Annotated in this window: 15 protein-coding genes; all 15 read right to left on the bottom strand. The window is 34.6% G+C overall.

Annotated elements, in window-relative coordinates:
• Position 1 precedes the first annotated feature (1 nt).
• The 15 genes from AC3IS5_RS02570 to yhbH all read right to left on the bottom strand — a co-directional run bounded on the left by AC3IS5_RS02570 (position 2) and on the right by yhbH (position 16,974).
• Positions 2-1,222 (bottom strand): carboxylate--amine ligase, encoded by a 1,221-nt coding sequence (locus AC3IS5_RS02570; protein ID WP_489426446.1) that lies wholly within the window; start codon positions 1,220-1,222, stop codon positions 2-4.
• 131 nt (positions 1,223-1,353) lie between these two features.
• On the bottom strand, positions 1,354-2,349 hold the full coding sequence (locus AC3IS5_RS02565) for a C39 family peptidase (RefSeq protein WP_489426445.1): 996 nt from the start codon (positions 2,347-2,349) through the stop codon (positions 1,354-1,356).
• Between the two features lie 32 nt (positions 2,350-2,381).
• A complete protein-coding gene (gene asnB / locus AC3IS5_RS02560) occupies positions 2,382-4,202 on the bottom strand; it encodes an asparagine synthase (glutamine-hydrolyzing) (protein WP_489426444.1) in 1,821 nt (606 codons plus the stop codon).
• A 213-nt stretch (positions 4,203-4,415) separates the two neighbouring features.
• Positions 4,416-4,568: a Fur-regulated basic protein FbpA gene (locus AC3IS5_RS02555; RefSeq protein ID WP_083446317.1), complete on the bottom strand. Its 153-nt coding sequence runs from the start codon at positions 4,566-4,568 to the stop codon at positions 4,416-4,418.
• 57 nt (positions 4,569-4,625) lie between these two features.
• Positions 4,626-5,222 carry a VanZ family protein gene (locus tag AC3IS5_RS02550; RefSeq protein WP_489426443.1) on the bottom strand — a complete coding sequence of 199 codons (597 nt, stop codon included), beginning with the start codon at positions 5,220-5,222 and terminating at the stop codon, positions 4,626-4,628.
• A gap of 745 nt (positions 5,223-5,967) precedes the next feature.
• Positions 5,968-7,194 (bottom strand): peptidase, encoded by a 1,227-nt coding sequence (locus AC3IS5_RS02545; protein ID WP_489426442.1) that lies wholly within the window; start codon positions 7,192-7,194, stop codon positions 5,968-5,970.
• A 599-nt stretch (positions 7,195-7,793) separates the two neighbouring features.
• Positions 7,794-9,056: an alpha/beta hydrolase gene (locus tag AC3IS5_RS02540; RefSeq protein ID WP_489426441.1), complete on the bottom strand. Its 1,263-nt coding sequence runs from the start codon at positions 9,054-9,056 to the stop codon at positions 7,794-7,796.
• 396 nt (positions 9,057-9,452) lie between these two features.
• Positions 9,453-9,647 (bottom strand): hypothetical protein, encoded by a 195-nt coding sequence (locus AC3IS5_RS02535; RefSeq protein ID WP_489426440.1) that lies wholly within the window; start codon positions 9,645-9,647, stop codon positions 9,453-9,455.
• 224 nt (positions 9,648-9,871) lie between these two features.
• A complete protein-coding gene (locus tag AC3IS5_RS02530; protein ID WP_489426439.1) occupies positions 9,872-11,041 on the bottom strand; it encodes an aminotransferase-like domain-containing protein in 1,170 nt (389 codons plus the stop codon).
• Between the two features lie 404 nt (positions 11,042-11,445).
• Positions 11,446-12,321, bottom strand: a complete 876-nt coding sequence (locus AC3IS5_RS02525; RefSeq protein WP_489426438.1) for a radical SAM/SPASM domain-containing protein — start codon at positions 12,319-12,321, stop codon at positions 11,446-11,448.
• Between the two features lie 101 nt (positions 12,322-12,422).
• On the bottom strand, positions 12,423-12,728 hold the full coding sequence (locus AC3IS5_RS02520) for a S8 family serine peptidase (protein ID WP_489426437.1): 306 nt from the start codon (positions 12,726-12,728) through the stop codon (positions 12,423-12,425).
• A 214-nt stretch (positions 12,729-12,942) separates the two neighbouring features.
• Positions 12,943-13,647 (bottom strand): DUF421 domain-containing protein, encoded by a 705-nt coding sequence (locus AC3IS5_RS02515; protein ID WP_489426436.1) that lies wholly within the window; start codon positions 13,645-13,647, stop codon positions 12,943-12,945.
• A gap of 220 nt (positions 13,648-13,867) precedes the next feature.
• Entirely contained in the window at positions 13,868-14,170 is a 303-nt protein-coding gene (locus AC3IS5_RS02510; RefSeq protein WP_489426435.1) for a YunC family protein, read from the bottom strand.
• A 177-nt stretch (positions 14,171-14,347) separates the two neighbouring features.
• Positions 14,348-15,748 carry a SpoVR family protein gene (locus tag AC3IS5_RS02505; protein WP_489426434.1) on the bottom strand — a complete coding sequence of 467 codons (1,401 nt, stop codon included), beginning with the start codon at positions 15,746-15,748 and terminating at the stop codon, positions 14,348-14,350.
• A 62-nt stretch (positions 15,749-15,810) separates the two neighbouring features.
• Positions 15,811-16,974, bottom strand: a complete 1,164-nt coding sequence (gene yhbH / locus AC3IS5_RS02500; protein ID WP_489426433.1) for a sporulation protein YhbH — start codon at positions 16,972-16,974, stop codon at positions 15,811-15,813.
• Positions 16,975-17,251 lie beyond the last annotated feature (277 nt).

Here is a 17,251-nt window from a genome sequence, read left to right as displayed (position 1 = left end):
ATTAAGACAAACCTTTGTTGTTAAAATATTTTTTGTATTTACGGTAGTAGTTTAAATTGTTAAGCGTTAATTTAAACCAACGTTTAATGTTAAAATCCTTTTTATAAAATAACGAATTCGTCATTTTACCCGCTCTGATTAAACGTTTGGCTTCTGCTTTAAGTTCCTCGTTTTGAGCGTATTTGAATAGAACTCCTTTAGGAATAATCATCCATAAATGCTTCTCTTTCGCATACGTTAAACCTAAATCTTTGCCTAACATACGGTCATCTGCTACATACTTCATCAAGTTATGTCCACTTGCTGTTACATAATAGCTACTACGACCGTTACGTAAATTGATTTCGAATAATTTATATTCACCATCACGAGAATCGTACTTCATATCGAAGTTAGCAAAGCCTGTATAACCGATATCCTCTAAGAAGAAACGTACTCGGTCCATAATTTCTTTATCATATGTGTTAATGATAGCTGCATAGCTACCAATTCCTTCTGGTGAATGCTCTTCAAGGATTGGATTACCAAGAGACATCAATTTCACTTTACCATCTTGTCCAACATAAGCGTTCAATACTCGCATATACGAATCATCACCAGGGATGAATTCTTGAATAATTAGATGGTCTTTATATGTTGAGCTATAAATAGCTTTTAATATTGCAGTTTTCTCCGCTTCATCATGTGCAACGAATACTTTTTTCTTCCCTGGGAAGCTACATGCCCAGTATTCCACTGAGTTAGACGCTTTAATAATAATAGGGTAATTAAATTTCACATCATAGCTTTCATATGTTTCGTACGTGCACGTATCAGTTTTTGGATAGCTGAAATTATATTTCTCGCACATTTTGTAGAAGTTTTCTTTCAACAAAATTTGATCCATTAATGATTCATCAATATATGGCACTGTGAAATATTTGATTAACTCTGGTTTGTTTTTAATAATTAGTTTTGCATAATCATCGCCACAAGCTAGTAGTAATAATTTTTTATGAGAATATTTCTTTGCAACTTTCACCAATTCATCTACAAAATTTTCTTGTTTGTTTATATTGGGTACTTGTTCAAAGTGTAGAATACTACTATTTTGTGTTGCAGTTAAATGTGAACGACCGATAACGATTGGTTTAATGCCGTATGCTTCATAAAATCCACGAGCCATTCCGTATGCATTCATATCGGATCCGATTAATATTGGTAAAAATGGTTGTTCTGCCATTGTATATCATCTCACTTATATTCTATTGTTTTGCCATTAGTGTAACATATTTCGCAAATTCTTTTTGAATGTTCATATACGACTTATGCACCCTTATCAAAAAATCACAGAGGTCAATCCCCCTGTGATGATTACTTCCAAATTGCAACAGCTTGTGATCCGAGTTTCTTAAAACTTTTGAAAAAGCTAGTTTCATCGTGAGAAACATAGCCGTGTAACGGATCCATCACAATTACTTTATCATCCATTTGCCCAGTTAGAACAACAGCATGAAGATTACGATACATATCCAGTTTTCTATTAGTTCCCTTAATCCACCAGCCCTCTTTAAAAGTAGGCTTAGATAGATCAAGTGTAACCCAAACTACAACAGGTACTCCCTCTTGTACGAGTGAGATTATTTCCTCTGCACTTTGACCACTTACATTTTCTACTTTCAACGAGACGTTCTTGTCTTTTGCTATTTTCTTTGCTGCCTTTTCAATCACTGGCGCAAAAACATAGGTACCTGTAAGTTTATTAAATGGATCACCCGCATACGCTTTTGCTGGATCAGGACCTATGCGTTTATTCCCTTTTTCAACAATCTCTTGTTTTGGTAAATAGTTTTTAGCCATATCTGTTTTTGAAAGATTTAACCCATAATAATTAAGTGCTGCAGTTAAAGCTGTGATTTCACATCCATGGGGTAGTTCAGGGTTTTGCATTATGATCGGCACATCTAATTGCTGCTCCTCACGTTCAAAATACGTCTCCAATACTACATAGCCCATATCTTCTTGAATCGTCACAAGTTTACCAACACTTTTTTCTTGCTTACTTTCATCTGTATAAATTGATGAAGGGACAAACAAATATTGATGCCCCTCCTGTAAATCTGTAACAATAGCTTCTCCTTCTATATTTCCATTCGCTGTCGTTACATCCTCATTCGTCTCCATATCTCGGACGGTCACTTTCATATCAGGTATCGGCGTGCGGCTGCCGAATTCAACAATAAGTACTTTTATGCCCTCATCTTGCTGCTTTTCTTTTGCTGTGGAAATGTTATTGCAACCGCTCACTGCTACCAGCAGTACAAAGCAAAAGAGGAGCAGCCTCATTGGCATTTTACCTCTCTTATCCAATGCTGATGATCCCTTCTGCTTATCACTTGTTTTTAGCTAAAATATTTTTTGTACCAAACTAAGAACATATAAATTGTCCAGATTTTACGTTGATTTTTCGCTTTACCTTCGTAATGGTCTGTTAATAATTTAACAATTGCTTGTTGGTCAAAGAATTGTGCAGCTTCTGGAGATTCAAATGATTCTTTAATCTTGTTGAAGTATTTTTCTTCTTGTATCCATAAACGAATTGGTACTGGGAAACCGATTTTTTTACGGTTAGCCCAAGCTTCAGGCAATGCGCGTTTAGAAGCTACACGGAATGCATATTTCGTATCAACATCATTAACACGGTAGCGAGACGGCACTTTCGAAGCAACTTTCATTACTTCTTTGTCTAAGAACGGTACGCGCAATTCAATTGAGTGCGCCATACTCATTTTATCTGCTTTTAATAAAATATCGTCGACTAACCATAAATTTAAGTCTAAGATTTGTTTTTTCGTTAAATCGTCTTCGCCCGCTGCTTTTTTATAAACAGGCATCACGATGTCTTTGACAGATGGTGCATCGTTATATTTTGCTGTTAAAATATTAGCTGCTTCTTGCTCTTCGAAAATATGCGCTTGTCCAATAAACGTTTCCTCTACTGGTAAGCCACCTTTCATCAAGAAGTGTTTACCTCTAACTTCTGGAAGCATTTTCGCAACTTCAGATACAGGACGACGGATGAAGCCTGGTACTTTTTTATATTTTTTCATAGATGCTGATTCATCATACTCTTCGTAACCACCGAATAATTCATCGGCACCTTCACCAGATAACACAACTGTTACATGTTTGCGTGCAAGCTCTGCTAAGAAGTAAAGTGGTACGATTGATGGGTTTGAATGTGGCTCATCCATAATATATTGAATCTCGTCGATTTTGTTAAAGCATTCCTCTGGATCAAGTACTTCATTGACATTTTCAATACCAAGCTCTTTAGATAGCTCTTTTGCAGTGTCAATTTCAGAGAAGTTTTGAGCGCTAAAGCCTACCGTGAATGTTTTATCTGGCTTTAAAACAGATGCTACATAGCTTGAGTCAACACCACTTGATAGGAATGAACCAACTTTAACATCTGAGATTTTGTGTGCTTTAATCGAGTCACGTACGACACTATCGATTTCTTCTACGATTTCATCAAGTGGACGCTCTTCAGGATTAAATTTCGGTTCCCAGTAGCGAGTAGTTGTCAATTTGCCGTTTTCGTAAGTCATATAGTGAGCTGCTGGCAATTTGAAGACACCTTTAAAGAATGTCTCGTTTAACACTGGGAATTGGAATGTTAAATATGGTTTTAACGCTTTTTCATTTAATACTTTATCGAAATGTGGATGTGGCAAGAAGGTTTTAATCTCTGAACCGAACATTAAAGTACCGTTCATATGGGCATAATAAAATGGTTTAATACCGAACATATCACGTGCAGCAAATACTCGTTTTTTGTTACGATCCCAAATAACGAATGCGAACATACCACGTAATTTAGTTACTAATTTAGTACCGTATTCTTCATAACCATGAATTAAAACTTCACTATCTGTTTCAGTTGTAAATGTATGCCCTTTTTCTACTAAGTCTTTACGGATATCTTGATAGTTATAAATTTCACCATTGAAAATTAATACTAAAGATTGGTCTTCATTATACAAAGGCTGGCTGCCATTTTCTAAGTCAATAATACTTAAACGACGGAAACCAAGTGCAGCTTCACTATCTGTAAAAGTACCTGCAGAGTCTGGTCCACGGTGAATAATTTGGTTCATCATATTTTCTAACACTACGTCAGGGTTTGAAACCTCACCTATAAATCCTGTAAATCCACACATATATCTAAATTCTCCTATCTTGTTACATTCAGTCTTATATTTTAATATGCACTAGTTTGCTTTATAATAAAAATCACATAGTAATTATACGCTATTTTCTCGATTTCTCCAATGTTTGTCTATGATGATAAAGTCATTTTGTCGCCTAATATCCACGATCATTATACTATTTTCTCACAAAATTGAAAAAGACTGCCACCTAGTAGCAATCTTTTATTGACAATGCTTTTGATATTCTTCCACAAGCTCCTCTATTGATACTTGATAAAGCTGTTGGTCATTAACTTTAAAAACACCTAAAGCCATTAAATCATCTATAATGTGCATCTTTTTACTTTCTTCTAATTGTTCTCTTTGTTCAATCATATAAAAAACCCCTTCTTACTTAAATTGCTCTATTACCCATACCCGAAAGTTCGTATATTAAACAATTTGCTTACATTTTAACCCGATACTTGGAATACCCTTTTTCATCCCTTTGTATACAAGATAACCTAATACCGCGCCCAATGTATTTAACCAAAGATCATCTACATCAGTACTACGCATTTGTGGTAGTTGCATCGTTTCGATAAAGATAGTTAAACCCAACGCTGTAATAAAAACAAAAGGAAACATCTCCATTTTGCGCCATAACAGTGGTAGTAAAAAACCAATTGGCATGAAAATGGCTATATTACCAAGAAAGTTAATGAAAAACGGCTGCCATAAATCTAAATAATGAATAGCGTTATACACATCCTTAAACACTTGAAACAACTTTAAATTTACACCTAAAATCATATCCTCTTGGAAGCGCATTTGAAAATGCTGTAGACTTATTCCATTTCTAGGTACGATTGTTTCATAAAACAAACCAATTACATACACAGAAAAGAACAAAAATCCTATTTCATGCCACATATTAGTCGGAGGATTCCCTTTTCTTTTGCGAGACTTGAATCGTAAATAAACGACAAAAGGAATCGCTACAATCATAACAGGGATCATTTCAAGTAGGTAATACAGTATATCTGACAACCTTTTCACTCATTTCATACTTTCTATTTAACAGGACAAATTATATAGGATTTAGTTGCAAGATAATATTAAAATTCAATTACAATCTTATATCAAAATAATTTAATATTAATTTGCTCACCTTAAGACAGGGGAATCGTCTTATACAAATACCATATTTAAACAATCTCGATTAACTTAACTATAGCATATTATGCTTTTTCTTGTGAGCAATAAACATTAAATTTAATAGCCTCTTATCTCTTTACAAATTCAGTGCTGACAAGGATATGTAAGATTCGACCTTATAAAAAACTGAATACTTTCATCTATAAAATGTTCAATTTTTTTATAGGTCACTTCTCTCTACTATTCAATTAATTAAGTCCATTCACCATGACCCAATGTAATTATATACCATAACAATTTGCTGTTTTCTCCTTCTTTTCTCTATTCAATTAGACCACTTTGCCCATAAAAAAAATCGAGCATATGTGAGATGCTTGATTAGTAAGAAAAAGTATCTTTAATTTCATTTTTGCAGGTTATTTTTTCAAAAAAAATAACCGTCCCCTCCACAAAAGGTTTGACGGTTATTTCTGACCTCGAACCAACAGCTTTTTCTGCGGTGACTAGTCACTAGACTGAACGTTCGCAGCGTTCGGTCTTATTATGGTATGCTTTTCTACCCCTATTATACAATTCTGATAGTGAATTTTCAATAAATGGATTTTATTTCATTATTTCGTATAACCTGCATACTCCATTATTTAGGAACCACTATTTTGTCATCAAAAGTTACAATCACAATCTCAGCATTTGTGATTCCTGGAAATGATCTCGTCATCATTGGGGAATGGTATGCCGAAATTTTCATACCTACTCGCAATTCTGTTCCCACGTCTAGCAATGAGATTACTTTTGTGTCCTTCAAGATGTTCAGAATTACATCATTATTTGTAGTTTGGTCAGAGCCGACATTGATATACAACTGATCTTTCGTCGTACTATTCGATGAGACAATTGTACCTTCAACTTTATTGTGTTCCGTTTCTTTCACAACAATTTTCTTTGCGTGTGTTTGAGCTGGATATATCATGGTCATCATTTCACCGTAGTAGGCCTCAATGCGAACATCAGACTTTAAAGATTCTAACGTTAATGACTTACCTGCTTGATTGACGATTTGAGTGTTCTCATCCACCGATAGAATAACATAATCCACTCCGCCTTTTTTCATAGGATTCCCAATCACAGTGAACTTTTTATCTTCTACATTTGTAATAATACCGATTGTTCCTACAGCCTCTTCTTGAACCACCTCTTCATTTGCCAAGTTAACAACGACATAATCCGTTGTCGATTGAGCCGGAATACTCATCGTAACAGCTGGTCCATAGAATGCTTTGACAGTCATGCCTGGTTTAATTGCACTTACTTTTATTGCTTTTCCATTCTGGTCTAATATCTGAGCTTTATCAGCGAAATGCAAAACAATTTTATCCTTATTCGTTGTGTAGATATCTGTACCTTCTACGACAATCCCACTTTCATTCACTTCAGATATTGTGCCATTAATTCCCGTAAAGTCCTGATCTTGAACAACTAGCTTTAGTGCTTTTCCTCGCGCTGGAAAACTCTTCGTAATTTTAGGATCATAAAATGCCGTAACAGTCTTTTTGTCTTCGATAATTTTTTTCAAAGACACTTTTTTACCTTTTGAATCGATAATTTTAGTACTTTTATTAATAGATAGAATTATTTCATTTTGATCTGTTGTAACAAGCCCATGTCCAGTTACAGTAATAAATTTGCCAGTCTTATCGTTTGCATAATTTGTAATTCGACCGACTGTACCTGGAGAAGTTTTCACTTTATTCTGAGCGAGCCCTTGACCATTATGAATTGGCTTGGCTATAACACTCTGTGCACTTGATGTCACCGTGAGCGCTGACATCAATATGATAGATGCTGTTACTAAAACTTTTTTCAACTTATATTCCTCCAATTTAAGAAATAGTATTTTTACTCCGTACTTTTCAAACCTTCCTCCATTTACAACACAGTCTTCAATAAATTTATTCACATCATTTAATTCCACTTTAAGAAAACCGTATGTCACAATAAAAATGTTGGTTCACTACATCTTAGCGCCTAAATTATACCATTATGTATAAATTCAAGGAAAATATTAGAATACTAATTCCTTATCTGGTAAAATAACGATAACTAGTTGTGCAGGTTGGGCGGTTGGTCACTTCCAAGGGATTGGGGGTGATACTATTGACAACTTACGAAATAATAAGTTTATTGATTCAACTCTCAGTTGGATGGATAGCATTCCTTTCAGTTTTGTTGTCGGTACTCTTTTTTCTATTAAAAAAGAAATAACCGTCCCCTCCACATAAGGTTTGACGGTTATTATTGACCTCGGACCAACCGCTTCATCTGCGGTTACTAGCCACTAGACTGAACGTTCGCAGCGTTCAGTCTTTTTATATTATGTTTTACTATCGTAATAATACAATTCTGTTGTTAAAATCTCTACAAAGGGAATATCATTCCACACTTTACTTCAACAAAGCCGGACTTCTACTCCTGTATAAATTCTGTAATCGCCTCAACTAATTCTGTAGATAACGGAAGTGTCGGATTAGAATAAGTAGCCATATTTCCTTGTATCTCCTCTGGTGCATCTTTTAGAATATGATTCATCTCATCTACAATCATTAGTTTAGCCTCTTCTTTATTCGCCTTTAATATTTTCGCATCGCTTACTGGAACTTGAATATCGTGTGCTCCTTGAATGATTAAGACAGGTGCTGTTACTTTTTGAATGCTCTTAGCTGGATCATACTTTAGCCAAGACATAAGATACGGCTGAACAGAAGGTCTAAATAATGATTGTAATTCTGTTGATATGGTTGCTACAGGCTTGCCTTCTTTTAATGATTCTAGGATTTCAGTAGTTTCTTTTGTAAGAACCGATGTTAATTTGCCTTCTAACTGTTCGCGCAAAATAACATCTGCTGGACGCCCTGCACCTGCTATTGAAGTAAACGAAGCAATGTCGCTATTCTGTGCTGCTAGCATGCCTATTAAAGAACCCTCACTATGACCAATAATATGAATGCTTTTAAATTTATTTTCTGATACTGCGTATTTAATAACTTGGTTAACGTCTTCTACATATTGTTCTATTGATAAATCTTCTTCTTTTGTTGTTAATGGCGCATTATCGCCAATTCCTCTTTTATCATAACGAATAGATGCAATCCCTTGTTTAGCTAGGTCTGCAGCTAGCATTTTTAAGCTATTATTTTTACCAGCGCCTATAGTATTTCCATCTTTGTCGGTCGGACCAGACCCTGCTATTATAATCGCTAATGGATATGAGCCTTCCTTTTCAGGATGTTGCAAAGCTGCCTTTAGATTCCCTCCGTTAACTGGGATATTAATGGATTCATAACTTGCCTTCTCCTCTTTGTAGGGAGTTAATTGAACAGGTAGTGCATTACCATTTTGCTTAAATGTTCCTGTTATTAAATTATCTTGTAACTTACCTTCTATTACGATATTCGAACCTTGTAAATCGATTGTAATCGAAACTTTATTGCCGTCATATGAAACTTCTTTAAATGGATAATCCTTTACCCCTTGGGCAGGAACAGATAAAGTACCACTTTTCTCTTTCAGCGATAAAATAATTTCTAATGGTGATTGTGGAATTTCAATATTCCCTTGCCATTGTCCTAGCATATCCTCATTCACACCTTTCTTAACCTCAGGACTTTCTCCCTTAGAACAAGCTGCTAAAAAGATTAGCACGCAGAGCCACATTACATATTTCTTCATTATTAATAAACTCCTTTTCTACCTAGTTCAAATAATAAATACATAAGCTTTACCTTTGTTCAATCTGTTCTATCTTTAGTATCACAAATCCAACTGATAATTTCAAATAATTTATGGAAATATTATGTATTTTCACAAGTGGAATTGGTTTGATAAATAAACCGAGATTGCTATATGTTAAGTGGATTTTTATTTCAAGATGAATAACATAAATATATCTTTACTTACAGAAAAAAGGATGTTTATTCTTGTGAAAATAAACATCCTTTTTTGTATTCATTTCTTCAGTGCTATATATGTTATGGAATTAACTTTCACATTATTCATCTAAGCCACTTACCTCGCCATCATTTAGGTACAAAAAAAAGTCTTCCAATCGGAAGACTTTGAAATAAATTATGAGTTCGGTATAACTAAAAAAATGGATGGTATGAAAGAAATGCCAAAAAATAAAATGTACCATAAAGACATACGTCGTAACGAAAATTGACGCTGTTTCTTCTGTGCATAGAAAATGTCCATAAAAATAGCAACGATGAGTGGAATACTCATACATGCAATAGCGATTAAAATCACATCTGAAAAGTTCATTGTGCATCCCCCAATTTTCAAACATCTTAATTATAAATGTGACGAAAATGTGTCTTTATTCATTGTACACAATTTCGTCACAAATTGTCAACGAATTTTACCATACTTTTCTAACTTTCGTTGTTTGGTCCAAAAAAAGAAGGCAGAACCAGATCTATCTCCTAGGGTTCTACCTTCTTCTATTTGGCTAATAGTAATTGCCTTATTGAAATTTCTTGTTTTCTTTATAAAACGGAAGCCAGTCTTTTAATACCTTCCTCAATTGTTTCTGGATCAGAATTCGTATAATTAAGGCGCAAAGTTCCTGCTCCTTTAATATTCGTATAGAATGGATCACCAGGAACGAAAGCCACTTTCTTCTCAGTTGCTCGTTTAAAGACTTCTACTGAAGAGACGCCTTCTCCCAAATCTGCCCATAAAAACATACCGCCCTCTGGTTTTGTGAAAGAAACATGAGCGGGTAAATATTTTTCCATCGCCGCTATCATAGCATCACACTGTTGTTTATATAGTGCTGTAATTTTGCTAATGTGCGCTTCATAATCATTATTCTTTAAATAATCATATATAGCATATTGCGCAAGTACATTCGTATGTAAATCAGACGATTGTTTCGCTCCGATTAAATGGCCCATTAGCTCTTTATTTTTTGTACATAAATAACCAATACGCATACCTGGTGATAACGTTTTAGAAAAAGAGCCAAATAGTACACTATTTTCCGTTTTACCACCTGCAATGTAAGGTAATGATTCTCCTTCAAAGCGAAGTTCACCATACGGATCGTCTTCAATTAAGACTGTATTCGTCTTCTTGATGATTTCAAAAATTGCCTCACGTTTCTCTTTTGAGTAAGTTAAACCTGTGGGATTTTGGAAATTAGGGACTGTATACAATAATTTCACATCGTTATTTTGTAAAGTTGCTTCAAGCTCTTCTAAATTTAAGCCATCATCTTCAAGGCTAATTGGTAAAAACTCAGGTTCAAAAAGTGCAAAGGTTTGAATAGCAGCAAGATAACAAGGGCTTTCAACAGCTACTTTATCCCCCTTATTTACTAAAGCTTTTCCCATTAAATCTAGTCCTTGTTGAGAACCAGTTGTAATTAAAATATCATCTGCTGTAACATCCATACCAAATCGTTTTTTATAACGGTCTGCAATCCATTGTCGTAATGGTAAATACCCTTGAGTCCCTGAATACTGGAATACCTTGTCGCCAGATTCTTGTAAAACACGATTAATCGATTCTTGGAACTCTTTCATTGGGAATGAAATAGGGTTTGGTAACCCTCCTGCAAATGAAATAATATCTTCTACCTCAGTCAAACTTAAAATATCTTTTATAAAAGAACTATCTGCTTGTAATACTCTATCTGAAAAAATTTGCACCATCATCAATTCTCCTTTTAAACTACTTCAACTATATTCCGTTTATATTTTTATATTATTATAGCAAATCACATAACATTGTGAATTGTCAATATTTTCTCGTAAATTAAGGTGAATTTACAGTTTTATTAGATTAGATGCTTTGTACTTGTAGATTAATTGGAGCAGAAAAATTCTATTTTATTATCATAATTGACTTACTTGTGATTGCTTTTAACTTACTCGCTCTCTTATTTAATCTACTCGTGCTTTCTTTTGACTCACTCGAGCTCTCTTTTAACCTACTCGCTCTTTCTTTTATCTCACTCAATCTAATTCCAAAACAAAAAAGCATCTCACAAGAGATGCTTTTTTATATTGCCTGTAGCTGACATGATATAAACTTAAAATCTTTGAAGCTATTGCTCTTACATTCCAAATTTTTGTCTAAAACCGCACTTCCTGCATAATTCTTCAACTGCTTCTCTTCTAGTGAATCCATCAAAGAGATTATTGGCTCTCTCACTTTCTACGATTTCAGAGAATGGTTTGTTATTAATATTACCTAAATTTATGACACCTTCTCCATCTAAGCAACATGGGACTACGGTACCGTCAACAAGAATCGCTGCTTGACTGCGAAGTGCATGACAAAATCCTTTCCCTTCATCCTCAGGGGCTTGCAAGCTCGGCCATTGAAATTCATGATCTTGGTTTAAATAAACACGATCGGTAATTTTAACGCCTTTTCCTGGCTGTACTTTTTCTTCAATTTTAAAGTCTAAATTATATTCCTGCTCTAATATATCTAACGTTTCACGGTTTCTTCTCTTCTCTAAATCGGTAACCTGGTCTTTTTGTAGATTCCATAATCGGTACGATATGATGATGTTTTGTTCCGCCGCATCACGCACAAATTCAAGAATATCTCCTAAGTATTTTTCGCGATTCTCTGACCCCTCATGTCCGTCAAAGCTATGTAATGAGAAGTTGATTTGGCGTAACGCAGGCTTTCCTAATAATTTCTCTCGATTCTTTTTAATCAGTGTTCCATTTGTTGTGATATTCACTTTAAACCCTTTAGCATGTGCTGCATCAAGTAATTGGTCGATTTTATTATGTAAAAGAGGTTCTCCTTTTACATGTAGGTAAATATATTTCGTATGCGGCCTGATCTGATCAAGTATATTATTGAATGCATCTAGCTTAATAATATTCGCCTTTCGACTCGTTGGCGGACAGAAGCTACACGCCAGATTACAGACGCTTGTAATTTCTACATAAACTTTTTTAAATGTTTTCAAGACTTGTTCACCATTCCAGTTCTGTATATATTAAGGTACTATAATTATTTTAATCAATATCAATGATAAAGAACAGTTTTTCAACAACGAAGACGGAGAGATTACACACTTTTTCTATTCTTTAATGAATTAGCTACATAATTAAGTCCTTTTATTTGATTTACAACTGTACCGCCAGCTTTGTGATGATCACTAGCGCTTAGCGAACTTGAATATTTAATAATAATTGTGTCTTCACTATAATTCGCAGTCTTTTCAATTTTGGACGTTCGTTCATTTTGGCTAAGCGAGTGCAATTTAGCTACAATAGATTTAGTTTTCGCGTCTACTTTTAAACTACTAACTAGTGAAAATAACAATGCAAAGCTTGCTAAAACTACTACTACTTTTTTTATAATAGATTTCACAATAACCCGCCTTAAATAGCATTCCTTATTTTCTATTTAACGAGGTATATCATTTATACCAATTAATATATATTATTTTGAAATTTACATTCTTTTAATAGTAAATGTTCTTTTTTAGTTTCCGTTGTTTATCTCAACAGATAAGGAATCCACCAAATATTGGATAAAACCCTATCTATTTTAAACATAACAAGAATTACTTGGATGACCGTCTTCAGTTGTACAGAAACACTTGCAAATTATCGTTTTGGTCTATTGTTGCTAATAATACATCTTTAACATCTACGTTAAACATGGATATGACTCTGTCTTTAAGCCAATCTTCATTAATATTTAAGTTCTTCAATTCATAGTAATCAATCTTACCCTCTTTAATAAGTACTGTAGGTAAAGAAAAGGCTTCAGGTGCTATTTTCATATCTGCTCGAGTTAATGTTTGGTATTGAGGGTATAAAAAGCTTGAAATAGTTCCATCTGGCTCCCATAAAGCTAGAGCAACCTTTTGAATATCTTCTATTTTTTCTTTTCTTAATTCAGATAAAAGTAAATCGACGGAAATCCTAGCCTTTGATAAGTTTTTAGAAACAATTTGTCCATCCTTAATAAGTGGGAATGGTGAGGAATCTATTATATGTCGAAACGGGACCCATTTAAGGCTCAAGTATACGCCTACTGAATATAAAATAACTAAAGTTGACATGGTAATAAGGGAACCCTTCATCCCTAACCCTTCATCTGACAAGGGATGGGCAATGATATTTCCTACAGATATTGCCATAGCAAAATCGAGTAATCTCAACTGAGAGATAGAACGTTGCCCCATAACTTTCGCTGCAATGAGTAAAAAAAGAAAAGCAACAATTGATCGGAGAATCCATTGAATTGCCGTAAGCGTTTCTTGTGCATGAAAAAAGTCCATAGCGATACATCCTCTCAATCCTTTTACTTTTCTTATTATCTCCATTAACTTACGTTTTATAAGAAAAGCTTGATACCATAATTCTTCATCTAAAAATAAATGGGTCAGCCTTCTATTACTTTAAGTAATGAAGACCGACCCATTAGATCACTTATTATAATGATTTCTACCTTAACTTAACATCATTACTACTATTCATTGCTTAGTTTTAGAAGATCGTTTAAATCATTTTCAATAATGCCTCTGATCCAACCATTCCTTTAACAATGCCAAATTGCTCTGCTTCAAGGGTTACTGACTCAAGAGGTGCATTCAACAATTGTTCAATTGTCTTCACACCAACTGCTCGACCAGCAACTATTTTACGATCAGCTAATTTCGTATTCAAAAGTCCTACATCTAACGCACCACACATAATATAACCTACATCATTCGAAACCGTTAACAATGTCGTTTTAGGTAAACTTACAGTAACAGCCTTGAATATAGAACCCTCAATATTAATTGTTTCAGTTGAAATCATCTAATTCGCCCCTTCCTCTATATACATATGAAACTGGGCAAAAAGTTGTTCGAATTATTTTGCATGTTCTATTAAATATATATACTATTTACATGCCTATCTTTCTACATTTAGGTATGCAACATATAAAGCCCTTAAATATATCAATTCAAGGGCTCAATAGTTTCATATTTAGCTTTATAAGAATCTCCGTGAATTTTTTTTACCATCATATGAATAGAGAACTACCTTTTCTTCATTATATGTTTCTACATGAACAGGGCGCCCCCACAGCTGATAAATATATCGTAATACATTTTCTAAATAGCGAGTATCGAGCTCCATCCCTTCAAATCCGTGGACTAAATATAATTCACCATTTCGTAAGTAATCTCCATCTTTCACAACAATATATGGGAAGCCGCCATTCACACGCATTGATACGAGTTGATCACGTACATTTTCATAATCTTTATCTGTAATTTTATATTCATTGCCCTTTTTTTCAAATAAATAAAGATCTTCTTGCTTCACTAAGTCTTTGGTTAAATAGTTTCGGATAAAGGAAATGTCCGATTCGACTTCCCTTACTTCAAACATTTTCTCTCGACCGGAGTGCCGTTTCACGCCTAATTTCCGCATCTCTTCCGTTGGGGAATCGTATCGCTTCTCAATATCTTCGAAAATTTTCAGTCCTAGATAATATGGATTAATCGTCGTTTTTGAAGGTTGAACTACACCTGCATTTAACTTGGCATATTCAATCGATTCATCCGTTGTTAAATTTAGCTCTCTCATAATACGTTGATGCCAGAAGGAAGCCCAGCCTTCATTCATAATTTTCGTTTCTAATTGGGGCCAAAAATAGAGCATTTCCTCACGCATCATCGTTAATATGTCTCTTTGCCATTCCTCTAATTCCCGACTATATTGCTCGATGAATAGTAGCAGATCTTTTTCTGGATATGGTGGAAACTGTTTCTTTTTTTGTCGTATTGTCTTCTCTTCTTTTTCTTTTTCGTCTATTCTCCAAAGATCATCATAAGGCGTTTTACGGACAACATCCTCATCTTCATCTATATCGTTTTCATAGGTTAACAACTTGGGTCGTTGTATAGATGGATCAATATGCTCTTGAATAGCTAAAACAGCATCTAAAAACTCTTCTACTTCATCTTTTCCGTAGAGCATTTCATAGTTGGCAATTCGTTCAGCCGTAGCTGTCATACTCTCGACCATATCTCTTCTTGTATTGGAGAAGCGAACGTTATTTTTGAAAAAGTCACAGTGCGCTAAAACGTGCGCAATGATTAGCTTATTTTGTGTTAACTTATTGGTATCAAGTAAGAATGCATAGCAAGGGTTTGAGTTTATGACGAGCTCGTAAATTTGACTTAAACCTAAATCGTACTGTAGCTTCATTTTGTGAAATTGTTTACCGAAACTCCAATGGGAAAAGCGAGTAGGCATACCGTATGCCCCAAATGTATAAATAATATCTGCAGGGCATATTTCATAACGCATCGGGTAAAAGTCTAGACCAAAACCAGTCGCAATTTCCGTAATTTCTTCAATCGCTTGGTGAAGCTCTTTTTCCATTTATCAAAATCCCCCCGTGTCTATTATTAGGGAATGAGTGCTTGGCACCATTCATCTCTCGCTTAAGACTCAACTTTTTGGAAAAAGCTTTTTAGTGCTTCATAAACGTCACTTTTATGTCTCAAAATATAGTGGCGAAATTTCTGATCATCGATTTTTTTATAGTTATACATTAATGTAGAAAAACGATTATGTTGATTTACTTCTCCGTATCCGAACATACTGGATACTTTCATTAATTCCTGAACCAATTTCATACACGTCTCATTGTCTGTTGACATATTTTCACCATCTGAAAAATGGACAGGATAAATATTATATCTAGCTGGGTTATATTTCTGTTTAATAAGTTCTAATGCCTTTTTATAGGCGGATGAACAAAGAGTTCCTCCACTTTCCCCTTTTGAGAAGAAATCCTCCTCTGACACTACTTTTGCTTCTGTATGATGTGCAATAAATTCAATTTCAACTGTTTCGTACTTGGAGCGCAAAAATCTTGTCATCCAAAAGAAAAAGCTCCTTGCACAATACTTCTCAAAATTGCCCATCGAAGCACTTGTATCCATCATTGCAAGGACTACTGCCTTCGATTCAGGTTTTGTCACTTCATCCCAAGTTTTAAAACGTAAATCATCATTATGGATAGGAGTAATCTCCGCTTTTCCGTTAATAGCATTACGTTTAATCGCATTTAAAATCGTACGCTTCTTATCGATATTCCCCATAAGACCTTTTTTACGAATATCGTTAAAATCAATTTTCTCGGTTGTAATATCTGCCATTTCTTTTTCTTTCAAATTTGGTAACTCTAACTCTTTAAATAAGGCACTCTCTATTTCTTCAAGACTGACTTCTGCCTCATAGTAATCTTCTCCAGGTTTGTCACCTGCTTCTTTACCATTCCCTGCACCTTTACCTTTATCACCTTGACTTGGACCTCGTGCTACTACATCGCCTACCTGACTATCACCTTGTCCTTGACCAACATGTTTTGACTTATCGTAGTTATAGCGAATTTTATATTCATCAAGAGATCGTATAGGAATTTTAATAACTTCACGACCATTTGACATAACAATACTTTCTTCACTTATTAAGTCTGGTAAATTATTTTTAATAGCATCTTTTACTTTTTCCATATGGCGTTGTTGATCTTGGTACCCTTTACGATGGAGGGACCAATTTTCCTGAGAGATGACAAAGCGGTTATCCTGGTTTTCGCTCATTTTTATCCTCACCCATCTATAAAATCAAATTCGCCTAAGCCTATTAGCAACCGACTTTACACCCTGATTAAAAAGAACGTTTTTTCTTGGTATTGCATTATTAAGTACGACTCCCTGTAAGTTCTACTTCTTATGTGAGATTCCTCAAAATTGGAAGGCACTTTCCTTATAATATGTTAGTTTTTAGAATTATTTGACTTCTTTTTGTAAATAAAAAAGAGTGCCCTAAAGTTTATCTGGACACCCCTTATTTAAGAAGAAGAAATATTATTCGTTT

The sequence above is a fragment of the Viridibacillus sp. KH_047 genome (assembly GCF_057838945.1).
This window is presented reverse-complemented; position numbering and strand designations above follow the sequence as displayed.

Coding starts and splice junctions, on each gene's coding strand:
- AC3IS5_RS02570 (WP_489426446.1), bottom strand. CDS start 1,222: ATGGCAGAACAACCATTTTTACCAATATTAATCGGATCCGATATGAAT.
- asnB (WP_489426444.1), bottom strand. CDS start 4,202: ATGTGTGGATTTACAGGATTTATAGGTGAGGTTTCAAACCCTGACGTA.
- AC3IS5_RS02555 (WP_083446317.1), bottom strand. CDS start 4,568: ATGATTGAACAAAGAGAACAATTAGAAGAAAGTAAAAAGATGCACATT.
- AC3IS5_RS02540 (WP_489426441.1), bottom strand. CDS start 9,056: ATGAAGAAATATGTAATGTGGCTCTGCGTGCTAATCTTTTTAGCAGCT.
- AC3IS5_RS02535 (WP_489426440.1), bottom strand. CDS start 9,647: ATGAACTTTTCAGATGTGATTTTAATCGCTATTGCATGTATGAGTATT.
- AC3IS5_RS02530 (WP_489426439.1), bottom strand. CDS start 11,041: ATGGTGCAAATTTTTTCAGATAGAGTATTACAAGCAGATAGTTCTTTT.
- AC3IS5_RS02515 (WP_489426436.1), bottom strand. CDS start 13,647: ATGGACTTTTTTCATGCACAAGAAACGCTTACGGCAATTCAATGGATT.
- AC3IS5_RS02510 (WP_489426435.1), bottom strand. CDS start 14,170: ATGATTTCAACTGAAACAATTAATATTGAGGGTTCTATATTCAAGGCT.
- AC3IS5_RS02505 (WP_489426434.1), bottom strand. CDS start 15,748: ATGGAAAAAGAGCTTCACCAAGCGATTGAAGAAATTACGGAAATTGCG.
- yhbH (WP_489426433.1), bottom strand. CDS start 16,974: ATGAGCGAAAACCAGGATAACCGCTTTGTCATCTCTCAGGAAAATTGG.